The 13982-nt window shown below is 45.8% G+C and carries 8 protein-coding genes; 3 read left to right on the forward strand and 5 right to left on the reverse strand.

Annotation, left to right across the window (positions count from 1 at the left end; translation table 11 throughout):
- Window positions 1-7 precede the first annotated feature (7 nt).
- The 4 genes from AAE250_RS17060 to AAE250_RS17075 form a co-directional block, all read right to left on the reverse strand.
- Entirely contained in the window at window positions 8-2785 is a 2778-nt protein-coding gene (locus AAE250_RS17060) for a SusC/RagA family TonB-linked outer membrane protein (protein WP_294597506.1), read from the reverse strand.
- A 34-nt stretch (window positions 2786-2819) separates the two neighbouring features.
- Window positions 2820-4790 carry a RagB/SusD family nutrient uptake outer membrane protein gene (locus AAE250_RS17065; protein WP_294597503.1) on the reverse strand — a complete coding sequence of 657 codons (1971 nt, stop codon included), beginning with the start codon at window positions 4788-4790 and terminating at the stop codon, window positions 2820-2822.
- Between the two features lie 11 nt (window positions 4791-4801).
- Window positions 4802-7942, reverse strand: coding sequence for a SusC/RagA family TonB-linked outer membrane protein (locus tag AAE250_RS17070; protein ID WP_294597500.1), 3141 nt, complete (start codon window positions 7940-7942; stop codon window positions 4802-4804).
- A 308-nt stretch (window positions 7943-8250) separates the two neighbouring features.
- Entirely contained in the window at window positions 8251-9330 is a 1080-nt protein-coding gene (locus AAE250_RS17075; RefSeq protein ID WP_294597497.1) for a glycoside hydrolase family 18 protein, read from the reverse strand.
- Window positions 9331-9598: 268 nt separating this feature from the next.
- On the opposite strand from AAE250_RS17075, the gene AAE250_RS17080 reads away from it, so the two are divergent.
- The 3 genes from AAE250_RS17080 to AAE250_RS17090 all read left to right on the forward strand — a co-directional run bounded on the left by AAE250_RS17080 (window position 9599) and on the right by AAE250_RS17090 (window position 12210).
- Window positions 9599-10417 (forward strand): CPBP family glutamic-type intramembrane protease, encoded by an 819-nt coding sequence (locus AAE250_RS17080; protein WP_294597495.1) that lies wholly within the window; start codon window positions 9599-9601, stop codon window positions 10415-10417.
- A gap of 100 nt (window positions 10418-10517) precedes the next feature.
- Window positions 10518-11660 (forward strand): 6-bladed beta-propeller, encoded by a 1143-nt coding sequence (locus tag AAE250_RS17085; RefSeq protein WP_294597492.1) that lies wholly within the window; start codon window positions 10518-10520, stop codon window positions 11658-11660.
- A 1-nt stretch (window position 11661) separates the two neighbouring features.
- Window positions 11662-12210 (forward strand): hypothetical protein, encoded by a 549-nt coding sequence (locus AAE250_RS17090; RefSeq protein WP_294597489.1) that lies wholly within the window; start codon window positions 11662-11664, stop codon window positions 12208-12210.
- A 248-nt stretch (window positions 12211-12458) separates the two neighbouring features.
- On the opposite strand, the gene AAE250_RS17095 is transcribed toward AAE250_RS17090, so the two are convergent.
- The gene (locus AAE250_RS17095; protein WP_342289179.1) at window positions 12459-13688 is read right to left on the reverse strand and encodes a 6-bladed beta-propeller; all 1230 of its coding nucleotides are present in this window, start codon (window positions 13686-13688) and stop codon (window positions 12459-12461) included.
- Window positions 13689-13982: the final 294 nt, after the last annotated feature.

Below are 13982 nucleotides of genomic sequence, written 5' to 3' on the forward strand. Positions count from 1 at the left end.
TCTTTAATTAGAAGGTTAGTGTGATACCTATGTTTACACCCTTGAACATGGGATATGCCGTCGAGAGCACCTCGGCATCCATAGCCTCAACATTGTCGAAGGAAAGAAGGTTCTCGCCCTGAACAAACACCCTGGCTGCGGTAAGAGAGAGCCTTGAGAGCAGCGTTGCAGGAACTTTGTAGTAGACCTCGATGTTGCGCATCTTCAAGAAGTGGACAGGCTTGAGCCAGACGTTGCTTGCCTGATTGTTGTTGCTATTGTCCAGAGTTGTCAGGCGTGGGTAGAGAGCTTTGTCGCCAGCCACATCCCAGCAATTGTTGTAGTAGTCCACTGAAAGGTTGCCGTTGTTGGCCATGCCCCCCCATATTGTCGACGGAAGACGCTTCATATAGTTGCCGATGCCCTGGAACCATGCATTCAGGCCGAGGCCTTTATACTCTATACCGACATTGAAGGCGTAGTTGAGCTCAGGAATATCGGTAGCACCATCGAGACTGGTCATATCGAACTCGTTGATTACCTGGTCACCGTTGAGGTCCTGATATTTGATGTCACCAGGTCTTACAGTAGAGAATTCCTGACGGTAGCTGGCGTCTATATCGGCCTGATCCTTGAAGAAGCCTGCCGACTTGAATCCCCACGCCTCGTTTACACGGCGGCCTACAGGGTCGCTCAGCGGATAGGTCGGTGTGCCGATAAACTTGCTCACCTCATTGCGTGCCCACGACAAGTTGGCACCGAGATTGAGATTAAGGTCGGAAGTGAGCTTCTTCACGTACTTGGCACCTACCTCGAAACCGTAGCTCTTCACTTCGCCCACATCGTTGTATGACGACTGTATACCTACTACTGATGAGTTCTCATTATTTGCAGAGAGCATGATGTGGCTGCGAAGTTGGTAGAAGGCATCTACTGAGATGTCAAGAGCATTCGCCAGGCGAAGGTCGGTACCGAGGTTGAAGCTTGTAGAGGTCTCCTGTGCGAAGTTGGTAGTGGGGAAGGCTCCGAGCGATGCGCCCCAGGTAGCACCGTAGTTGTTACCAATAATCACATAGCCGTGTGTAACATCCCATGTGGGAAGCCACATGCCATAGGTAGGCATATAGTCGGTATGCTGGATGCCGGCCGATGCACGCAACTTACCGTAGTTGAGCAGGCCCTCGTCGCTGTTGGCATAAATCCAGCCGAGCGACAGTGTGGGTGAGAATGCCCACTTAGAAGGATAGGTACGGCTGGAGCCGTTGCCTGCAAGCACAAGGTCGGCCACATAGCGGTTCCGAATGTCGTAGTGGAAGACTCCCATGATGTTCTGACGATAGAAGGTGTTTCCACGTTCATCGGTGCTCGAACCGCTGTTGTCGTAAAGGACGGTAGCATTGAAGTGGTCGTCGTCGAAGAACGAACGCTTGTAGTTGAAGCCTATGCTGGCCTTTGCTTTCCACCATTGTCTGTCATTCCAGTTACTGAAGGTGAGGTTGGTCTCCTTGTTACCGAATGTGCTCAGAGATACGTTGTTCTTGTCGCCAATGGTACCGGTGTAACGCTCGTAGCCATACTGGTGTGCCTTGTGTGAGTTCTCCGCGTAGATCGCCGAATTGGCATAGCCGGCACTGACAAATACGCTCAGGCCATTGACCAGGAAGTCGAGGTTTTGCGACAGCTTGGCATCTACCCATAACTGCCGCTGATGGGTCTTGTAGAAGCCGGACTCCTGAATCTTGGCAATGGGGTTGGCATCACCGTATGCCTCGTTACCACCCCATATACCTGTCGAGGTCTTATAAGGGAAGGCACTGGCCGGCAGTCTGTAGATGGCAGCTGTAGCATCATCGGCACTGAGGTCGGAAGGCCGCTTGGTCTCTTGGAACATGCCGAAGAGATTCACCGACATAAGAGTAGTGTTGGTGATGTTGAAGTCGAGATTGGTGCGGATATTGGCCTTCGACTGTCGCAACTGCGCATTGTAATCGGCCTGCTTGGTGTCCTTGAAGGCACCGCGCACATCGGTATAATCGATATGGGTGTAGTATTTCACCTTGTTCGTACCTCCGTACACCGAAACGTATGCATGGTCTTCCTCGGCAGTGTTCTTGAAAGTAAGGTCGCGCCAGTTCACGTTAGGATAGAAGTGCGGGTCGGAACCATCTTTAAAGAGGTTAAGCTCCTGCTCGGTATATGCGGCAGAGAGTCCGTCGTTGCGACGGGCATTGTTGAAGGCATTGGCATAGCCGTAACCGTCTACCATGTCTGCGAATTCAGGGTCGAACTGGAACTTATGGCTGTAGTTCACCTTGATGCGTGTCTTGCCTTCTGTGCCACGCTTTGTCTTCACCAGTATGGCACCATTGATGCCCTCATGGCCAAGAAGTGCTGTAGCAGCGGCATCCTTGAGGATGGTAACGCTCTCCACTTCCTCTACACTGAGGCGGTCGATGGGACGCTCGTAGCCATCGACGAGGATGAGAATGTTTTTATCGTTAAGCGTATGATAGCCACGGATATTAAATGAGGCACCCTTCTTTTCGTCGCCCGAGAAGCCGCCTTGCGATAGAGCCGTGAGGCCCGGCAGACGTCCATAGAGGGCCTGGGCAAGGTTCGTTGCCGAAGTCTGCTGCAATTCTTCGCCTGTGATTGTGGTTGCGGAAGCGGTGCTGAGGAAATTGCTTATTTCCACGCCGTAACCCAAGTCATAGGCATTTGCATTCTTATCGTTGAGTTTTACCTGCGCATTTGCCGTGAGAGAGGCAAATACAGTCGCAAGCATCAACATTCTATTTATATTCATATTCTACAAGTCTTATTGGTATTTAAAATCTGTATTACCAACCTGGGTTCTGGTTCAGGCCATAGCCCTTGTTGATCTCATCACGTGAAATAGGCGAGAGATACCATTTATCGGTCCACTTGCTCGTCTGGCTGTCAGTATCCCACCATACGCGGATATTGTTGGTACAAGGTATCTTCTCATAGATACAGTTGGGCCAAGGTTCACCGGGTTCGAGACTCGTGTTGCCACCGTAGTCGGCGGGATCCATTTTCTTGCCATTGGCATCCTTGCGCCATACACGCAACTGGTGTACCTGTTTCTTGAATATGTCGACTCTCTTGTAGCGGATGAGGTCATACCAGCGCGAGTCTTCATAACCGAACTCACAGGCACGTTCCCTAAGGAGTTGCTCGATGAAGTTGTCCTTGTTGGTAGTTAGGTTGAGCCCTGGGTTCAGGACCTCTACCTTGCCAAGACCTACGCGTGCACGCACCTTGTTCATTTCGTCGCAGGCTTTCTGCAGATTGCCTGTCTGTGCGAGTGCCTCAGCGTAGCAAAGGTGAATGTCGGCCATACGCAGATAAGCATAGTTGGTCGGATAGTATGCCGCATAGCCGTTGTCGCGGAGATACTTGAACAGTTTCATACGGGTAGACCATGGATTGTCGGTAACAGCAGGACTGAAGGTCTGGTCAACATTGCCACCTTGCCATATCTCGGTGCTCGAAAGCCCCTGATATTGCTCGACAAGATTGTTGCGGTTCACCACCATTGTCTCGTAAAGACGCGGGTCGCGGTTGGCAAAAATATCTACGTTGTTGGGGTTATCGGTATTGAACACGTTGTCGTAAGGGAAGTTACGACCGTCTGCCATACCAAACATTTCCATATATTCGAGGGTGAAGAGAGCCATACCGAACTCATCCATACCTTCTACGTTCCAGTCACCATTCCAAGCATTTGTACCCAAACCGGCATGAACTTCAATCACCTTCTCGCTGTTGCCACGGAACCAGTAGGCAGCACGGAAAGCGTTGCAATAGTCTTGTTCACTGTTACCGGTGGGCTGTACAAGGGCGAAATAGTTGCCGTTGGCGCTATTGGCTTGGAAGAAATCCTCACAAGCCTTCAGTGCTTTCTGCCAAAGTTCGGACTTGTAACCACCGGTCCATACCTGATTGAGGTCCTGATTCTCCTCGTTACGGGTGAATTCAAGATAAGGTTTGTCACTATTAAACAGAGGCGAAGCCACGAAGTTCCACAGCCTTACACGCAGACCATAGGCCGAGCCTTTGGTCAGACGTCCGGAGTTGGTGGCCTGATCCTGCACAAAGAAAGGAAGACCCGGCTCGTTGATAGCGGCCTGGATAAGCTCGTCGATGAACTCTGCCGTCTCAATTACGCTCATACGCCTGCCATCTACCACATCAGCGGCCATGAATGAGCGGTCCACTTTGGGCAGGCCTCCGAAGTTGCGGAAAGCATCGAGATAGCGCGATGCCATGATGACATACACCTCGCCACGGAGCTGGCTCTTCTCTGATTCGCTCAAGTCGGGAACGCGGTCGATGTTCTCGACAAAAATCCAACCCTCACGGATGGTACGCCAAATGCCTGCACGGTTATTGCCGTCACCGTTGGCGATGAAGGGGAACTTGGCGAAACCGCCGTTATCCTGGTCGGTCTCGGTAAGGTCACCACCGTAGTACTTCCCAAGATTGTGCCATCCGCAGTACGACTGGCAAATATCGGTAAGGGCATCGGGGTGAGAATACCATACTGCACCTGTATAGGTGAAAGGGTTGTGCATAGCACCGTACATGTGCCAGAGGAAACGCTTTGCATTCTCTCCCTTGACAAAGATGGAGTCTACGGTCACATCGACACCCGGCTGCTTGTCAAGGAAGCCATTTCCGATGTTAATATCATCGACACAGGAGTTCAGCGAACCCATCCCCATCATGGTAACAGCTACACATATAATGGTAACAGTCTTTATTCTGAGTTTCTTTATTAGATTCATTGTCTTGAATGTTAGAAATTTAAGTTGATACCGAAGTTATAAACACGGGTCATAGGATAACGCGTGCTACCATAGCCGGCTTGCGCCTCCGGGTCATTGGCCTTGAAGCTTGTGAAAGTAAGGAGGTTATAACCATTGGCATAAACACGGATGTTGTTGATGGGCACACCGGGTATGCGGAATGAATAACCAATCTCAAGGTTCTTCAGACGGATATACGATGCATCGACCATCCATGGGTCTGAAAGTGAACCGTTATGCTCGCGTGCCGATTTCTCAAGAGAGATACGTGGCAGGATGGCACCGGGGTTATCCTCGGTCCAGGAATTGTCATAGACCCATTTATTGAGCATGGACTGGTTACCGGTACCGAAGGCCGGAGTATAGAAAGAACTGAGCTGACGGTTAACGTGAGTGGCGCCTACCCAAGTCATGGAGAAGTCGAGACCCTTCCAGTTGAGGGTTGCGTTTATGCTACCAGTATACTCGGGAATATCGCTGTAGCCGATAGCATGTACATCGTTGGCATCCACCTTGCCATCACCTGTGAGGTCAGCGAATACGCTGTCACCGGGACGCAATGTAATCTGCTGGTCCGGCATGTCAACGCCGTAAACTTCCTTGTAGCGCTGTTCGGTTTCACCAGGAACATAGAACTCAAAGAAGTCGTAGCCGAAAGGCTGACCTACAGGATGCCCCGTATGATACATGTGTGGGAATTCCTTCTTCACTTCTGCCATTTCCACAACCTTGTTGCGTGCGAAAGCAAATGTAGGAGCTATTGAGTAGTCCACTTTACCTATACGGTCGGCCCAACGTAGGGTCACTTCATAACCATGGTTCTTGACACGGCCAAAGTTGATGGAGTTAGGTTTGAGAGCGGAAATACCTGCAATGGTTGTTTCGTTGGAAACGAGGATGTTCTTACGGTCTTCCCAGAAGAGGTCGACACCGAGGCTCAAACGGTCTCCAAAGAAGCGTACATCCGCACCATAGTTCTGCTTGGTAGCTGTTTCCCAAGTAACATCGGGGTTACCGTTGCTGGATTCGCGTGCGCCAGGCATGAACACACCGTTGTTGGTACCAAAGTTACCTGTACGGTCGTTGGTCCACCATGCACCACCTTTACCATTGTCGTTGGTGTAGAACTGCCACGTGCCGGGCAGATAGAGGAAACGGCCAATACCCTGGTCATTACCTACCTTACCGATAGAACCGCGAAGTTTGAAATAGGAAACAACGTTACGGATAGGCTCCCAGAACTTCTCGGAAGAGATGATCCAGCCGATAGAAGCGGAAGGGAAAAAGCCGAAGCGCTTGCCTTTGGCGAAGTTCTCCGAGCCGTTATAGCCCATGTTGAGGTCTATCATATACTTGGTCTGATAGTCATAAGTGGCGCGGGCCACCATACCCACATAGCCGCGTGGGATGGAATTGTAGATACCGCCGGGATAGTAATTCTTGGATTCATTATAAAGAAGAAGCGCACCCACATTGTGGTCACCGAACTTGCGGGCATAGTTGAGGCTCGCTTCTGCATACCAGTTTCTACCTCCCCATTTTTTCTCCTCATAGCCAAGAGGCCATGAGTCACCCCGACGGACATAAACAATCTTCGGAGAACCGTCTTCGTTGTATTCACCCTTGGCGATGGTGGCCTTGTAGCTGATTCCACCGTCAGTAGTACGTTTTTTCTGCTGTGTATAGTCAGAGTTGTAGGAACCCTTGATACGGAAATCAAGCCCCTTGGTGATAAAGTCGAGCTTGAGCTTGTACTGAAGATCGAGGTTTACAACACTCTGACGCTCAGTAGTATAACCATGTTCGTAGATAAGGCCGAGACCATCGGAGCCAACTGCGCCAACGAGGTCAGGGTCGGAAACGATGCGACGTCCCTCACTATCAAGACCGTAGCCAGACATGGGCGTACCATTGTTGAGAAGCCCCTCAACACCAAAGACACCAGACTGACCGTTATATTCACCATTACCGATAGAGTTGCGTCTGCCAATGCGTCCACCGATGCCGATAGAAAGCGTACTCAGCTTAGAGAAATCTACATCGAGGTTGGCGCGGAAGTTGTAACGGCGGTATTTGAAGTTCGCGTCATCACCCTGGTCGAAGGTTTTGAAAAGACCGTCTTGATCGAGCATACCGACAGAAACGAAATAGCGGGCACGTTCAGTACCACCCGACACATTAATATTATATTGTTGCTGCCATGCGTGGTCATTCATCAAGTACTTAAACCAGTTGGTGCTTGGATAAACGGTGGGCATATCCATGTCCTTCCAGTGCTGTATAGCTTCCTTCGAGAACTTCCATCCGTCCTCGGCCACTCCTTCCACTGCCTGAGCATGGTTGTAAGCCGTTGCATACTCGTAGGAGTTTGCAGGCTCAAGGAATTTAGAAATCTGCTGAAGACCTGCTGAAGCTGTTAGTGTGATGGTAGGCTTGCCTATCGCACCGCGACGAGTGGTGACGAGAATAACACCGTTGGCACCACGCACACCGAAGACAGCCGTAGCGGACGCATCCTTAAGAATAGAAATGTCCTGCACCTCGTTTGGGTCTATCTGGCTGAACTCACGCTCTACACCATCGACAAGCACGAGAGGCTCGGCGCTGTTGAACGAACCGACACCACGGATACGGATGACAGGATCGTCGGCACCGGGAACACCGGTGTACTGCACCGACTGGAGACCGGGAAGCTTACCCGAAAGGCTGTTACCAAGCGATGCGGCCGGCGATTTGAGAAGTTCCTTACTACTTACATTAGAGACAGAACCCGTCAGCGTCACCTTGCGCTGCTGGCCATAACCGATGACAACCACTTCATCGAGCATCTCATCATCCGATTCCAAAACAACATTCAGAGAAACTGATGTTGCCTTTACTTCTTTCGACTTGTAGCCGACATACGAAAACACCAAGGTTGAACCCTTGGGAACTCCCGACAAGACATAGTTGCCACTGCTATCTGTTATCGTGCCTTTAGACTTGTCTTTAGTCTGCACGGTAGCCCCGATAAGTGGCTCGTTCTGCTCGTCAGTAACACAACCTTGCACTTTTAAAAGATTTTGTGCGAAGGACACTCCCGGTAGCAACAAAGCCAACCAAAGGAGATGTAATCTGCATAACTTTCCCATTAGCATTAGATAAAAATAATCATTAATAAAATCATTAATAAAATAAATATTCTCTGCCTGCAAATGTATTAATGAATCTTTCCAACAATGGGTAAAAAATAACATTTGAGGTTTAAAAAAGCACTAATATCTGCATTTTAACACCGCATAGGTTTAATAACTATCAAAGAGGGTCAAAAATTCATCATTTTCCCCAAAGCACACCGTCTAAAAAGAAAGAGAGTGTGCCATCACCGTGACATACCCTCTTTCTTCTACCTGAAAACATCATTCCTCTTAAAGCATCTACTGATATGTATATATAGTTGTCAGTTAGATTCAACAAAAAGTTTATTGGCTATAGCCTTATGAAGCATGTGGTTGCTGTCATCGCCAGCATCGTCCCAGAACATGGCACCGAGAAGTCCGTATTCGAGAATATAATCACATTTCAAACCTATTGAGCGAGCGTTGTCGTAGCTGAGGACAAAACGTCCATTCTTGTCGGTCACATAAGGGACTTTTGCCTCATCGTCCCAGCAGTTAGTGTACCCCGAGGGCACCTTTACATTCTTGAAATCCGTGGAGTGGTCGTAGACATCGGTTCCATGACCATAGAAAGGCATACCGAGCACAAGCATCGATGCGGGCACTCCCTTGGCAAGGTGCGCCTTGACCGCCATGTCGCAGTTAAACCATCCGGGGAATTTTGAAGACTGATACAGGGGTGCATTGTGCTTAGGAGGATTCTCCATGTCGTATGCCATGATGTTGACAAAGTCGATATAAGGCATAATGCCTTCAAAATCGATGTAGTCGGCAGAGCACACTGTTGCGAGCGTCAGAAGCTTGTCGCTGCCTATAGCCTGCCGGATGTCGCGCATCATCAGGTTGTAATTGTGGGTGTCGTCGGGTGACGAAGAGATGCCTGCCATGTCACTCGTAGGAAATTCCCAGTCTATATCGATGCCGTCGAGACCAAACTCATCAATCACACGCTTGCAGTCGGCAGCAAAGGCGAGGCGATTGTCGGCATCTGCCGCCATCTCGCTGAAGTTGCCACTGCCCCAACCTCCTATCGACAAGAGCACCTTCAAGTGGGCGGCTTGTTTCTTCAAGGCGACAACCGACTTCAGACGTTCCTCGTTGGAGATTCCGACACTACGGAATGTTCCCTGTACATGCCCGAAGGCATAATTGATGTGGGTAACATATTCCGGCTTCACCTCGTGGTTTGACCATGATGTGACATAACCGACAACGATTTTGTCGGTAGAACCAGGAATGGGATTCGGCTCCTCTGTCGCCGGCTCGTCCGGAAAAGGCGGAAGCTCTTTCAGCTCATCGCCCTTCGAAGAGCATGACAGCATCGAGGCAATCATAAGCAACACCATTGAAAAGTATTTCATACCTATACTATTATAATTATTCGATTATTCAATTGTATTTAAAACCGATTGTAAAATTAGCGCATACTTCCGGCACAAAGGTTTAGAAATCATCAAAATGAGTCGAAAAATTCAAGAATAGCCATGAATAATGATATATATAATAATATTCAAACCTTTTTCGAGATTTTCTCAACTTATTCGTCAAAATATACCCTTATACTTGCACCGGAAAACGGCTTTGGTTTAAGTCTGATTGAAATTATGAACCTTCTAAATACAACGTACCATGAAAAAAAACATCAATGAGTGGAAACCTATGACAACATTTCTATCCTACTTAGCTATTGTAATCATAGCAAGAGCCATTATAGGATATGCTTATTCGGCTGAGATGAATGCCGGATGGATACATATCATAGATTTCTTTTTGTATTTATCCCCTGCTTTCGCTGCATGGGCAGCTGAGAAAGGGAACTTTAGCAAATTTTGCTCACACAACAAATTGACTTTTAAGAATATTTCATGGAAAGCCTCTATCAGTTATGTTGCGGCTACTGCATGCTTATTTCCTTTATTGGCAATGCTCCTTATATATGTGGGCGGAAACCTCTTGAACGTAGAGACTATAGGCCACATATCAATACCCTCCCACAATGATTTTTCGTACATGGGAATCCCCATTGTGGATAATTCTTATTTAAGAATTGTACAACTGTGGGGCATAATAACCGGTTATGCATTGATTGTCGGTAGCACTTTAGGAGCACTTTCTGTAATAGCAGAAGAAATTGGATGGCGTGGATTCATGGAAAATCATTTACGATGTTCCAACATTTTCAAGCCAGTGTTGATTGGTTTAGTCTGGACTCTTTGGGGAATTCCATTTTGGATATTTGGAAACGGGCAAGACTGTTTCTCTATTTTATGGAAAGTGAGTAGCTTGCTGTTATATAACATCGTACTATCTTTCTATTTATCCAAAGTTCAAAGAAATACAAATAGCTTATGGACATCAGCAATGGTTCGTGGAGTATTGACGTTTTGCACTCTGTCAGCTATCTATGTACCTGCTGATGAAAATGGAAGTCTATGCGTTTCTTTATAACAGTTTTGATGTTATCTGCCATGCCTATTATCAAACGGCATAAGGTATAATAGAAAATCTCCACTCTACCTATTATCGAGTCTTAACTTCTATTCTTAATATGGCAATGAAAAGATATTTTCCAGTTATATGTTTACTCATTCTATTAGTCTCATGTTCTCATAATTCTAAAGGACTACGTGCAAAAGCTGTCTATATAGATTTGAATAGTAAAAATACAGTTTCATTCTATGACTTATTCTCTAAAATGGAATTAATACCGTTAGAAACAAATGACAGTTCCTTAATCAAAGGGTACAATCTATCTGTAAAGATACATAATAACAGATATTACATACTGGATAAAAATCAGAATCAGATCTTAATATTCAATATGGAGGGTAAATACATAAGAAGCATTAGTAAACAAGGAAATGGACCGGGCGAATATTCAGAATTATATGATTTTGATTTTAACAGATTCAGTGGAGACTTAGAACTATTAAGTCCGGTAGCAGGTATTTATGTTTATGACAGTTTAGGAATTATTTATAGACACCATGTAAAATTACCAAGTTCAATGTCTACTGCCCATAATTTTATAGCTATAAACCCTAATCAATACTTATTTTATAGCGACACTAAAACGGGAACTAAAATGGCATTGTATGATGACTCTCTGAAAAATGTAGTCTCTGAAACCTACAATCTGTCTGATGACATAATTAAAACCCTATACCATCATGTATATAGCCCATTTTATCTGTACAATGATTCTGTTCATTTTGTTCAAGCATACAATGGCGATAATTTTGTATATGTCAATCAAAAGTTACAGCCTAAATATTCATGGGATTTTGGAGAATACAATTTTGAAATAAAAAACTTGCCAGCAGGAAAAGATATTCGGTATTATTTAGAATGGAATAAAACATTTGGCACGAACTATGCAACAATTTTTATTCAATATAGCGAAAACTCCAACTATTATTTTACTGCATTTTATTGGAAAAGAAAAATATACCATTTATTAATTGACAAACGAAATAATCGGCATTTGCTATTTAATTCATTCAAAGAAATGAATTTTTTCTCACCAATATTTGTGGATGAGAAATATGCTTATGCTATTATTCCTACAGATTTATTAAACACCTACGTCTCTACGGATTTACTTGATAAAGCAGATTATAAAAAGTTAAATTCATTGGATGATGATGCTAACCCTATCATTCTCAAATACACTTTTAAAAATTCGGACTGATATGAAAACTTTAGTCTTATCATTTGCCATCATGCTTTCATTCTCAGCAAATGCCTTTGCCCAGAATCGTCTTTTCAGAATGCATCGTTCCCATTGCTCGAAGCAGCATAGCATCGATTTGATTAAACTGAAAGATTTCAAGGTGATTGCCGGGTTGACCATATTCAGAATAAACGAAAAGATGAATATAGGAATGTTCTATCAGATGGTTTTAGAATCAAAGTCCAAGGATTGTCTGATTCTGTATCCTTGTTTCGACACGTATTCAAGCCATTACCGTGCGGCAAAAAACATGCCATACAGAGAGGTGAAAGCTGCATTGAACATGGATTCCGGTAGTGATATGAGAATAAAAGTGGCCGATGGCAAATTCATGGTTCAAGGAGCACCGGATTCAGGCTCAAATGAAGAAACAGCAAAATTGGATACCGCCCAATATATAAGAATCATCGCTGAAGACAATATGAAGGATTATTTTAATGCTGATACTGTCTTTATCTTTAAAGTCAGGCTTCCCAGCCTTATAAAGAATCGTACAATGAATGTATAGGAATAAATGCAATCAAAAGAGGATATCCGTCTGCAATGATGAAGATTCTTTTGACAGAAGAAGGCAAAAAGAAAGAGGAAGAATATATGCAGCTCCTTTTCAGAAACATACGCTATCCCAATGCTGCACCGGAAGAGGATTAGAGAGCAATGAGACACTGCAACAAAATGATTTTAATCTATTGTCCATGTACCTGCCGATGAAAATGGAAGCCTATGCAAGATAAGGGCCAAAGACACCGGCACATTTCATTGTTTCAACTTTTGTATCAAGATAACCGGATTGGATTCTGCCCCATCCATGCGTCGAAACCCGTCAATCCGTTGTCTCAAAGCTGCCGAATAGAATCTGTGCCTATCCAGACCGGCTTCACCTTCCATCTCAAATGCCAGATTCCAAAAGGAAATGGCATAATATTGGATAAGGCATTCATCCTCTATATGGAATTTATTCTTCTGAAGTGGCAAATCCCCCAACAATGAATTGACAGCCGTCTTGGCGACTTCCAAATTCCCCGTTTCTTTATTATAGATGCCGGTATAGTCCTCATTGGAATCTCCAAACCGCAAAAAGATGTATTTCTCCGATTGCACGACATTCTCACAGCCCCTGACATAGTTGCCGTCAAATGCTGCCTTCAATGCAATGCGGCCCTCTTCTCCGATGTATTGCCGCGGAAGCCTCTTACGCCCAAAATCGACGAAATAGGCAGGATAAGCAGCCCCATCCTTCACCATGTAAAGTGTGTCGAAAGGACAAGTATAGATTAAAGCCTCATCTTTCAGCGGAGCAATGACGGACTCCGTACCCCACCCGGAATTTCCCGGATCCTTAAACGGCAAAAAAGCCTCATGCTCTTCTGCCTTGTCAAGATTCACCGAAAACAAGTGGTAAAATCCCCGTTGAGAAGAACTGCCGTCATTTACTAGATAAAGTTTATTCTTTATACAGAACATATCCATTCCCCAAATATCCGGCACATCCTCCGTTTTCTGGAGAATGCCCGCTGAATCAAAAAAGAACAATTTCCTTGTAAAGCTGTCATAAATTATAATACCCGAGCCATGTACCGTAAAACTGGTGACACTGAGATACTCCTCCGGCCCGTTGCCAAACGAGCATATCCTTGTCACCAACTTACCGGACATATCAAAGACACAAACAGCCTGCCTCATTGCATCCCCTACATATATCCGGCCATTTCGACAGATAACTTTGGAGACTTCACCAATAAGACAATCGTCCCGCGTTTCCAACGGTATCACCAACACACTGTCTTCCACCATCGGAGCATAATCGAACGTCTCCCTGACATTGCTCCAATCTATACGAATTGCAGTGACGTTTTCATTCCCGCTCCGTTTATCGTGAGCTGTGCAGCCCACAAAAAACAAAACTGACAATAAATAAACAGCCGAAGCCCTTTGGCTATACCTCAATGAAAGCATGACAGCCAATGATAAAATCCGGATTTTCATGGTTTGAATTAATATTGCCCATACAAGTATTCAAATATAGGCATTCCATCTCAGCGAAAGGTTCATTCATTATCATTATGAGTTTAAAATCCATCAATAACAAGATGCTGATTATGAAAATGTCCCGATTGACTGTCTATTTCTGCAAGGAGAACAATCTGTTTTTATTTCAACAGAAATCCCCCATTTAACAAGCACTGGAGTCTGTCGTGACAGATGCCAGTGTTTGTCATGACAGACACCAGTGTTCATCGCGACAGACGCCAGTGTCTGTCAAATGGGGCGAGAGGCGCT

Origin of the sequence: Bacteroides sp. GD17 (assembly GCF_038448625.1) — a bacterium.
Classification (GTDB): domain Bacteria; phylum Bacteroidota; class Bacteroidia; order Bacteroidales; family Bacteroidaceae; genus Bacteroides.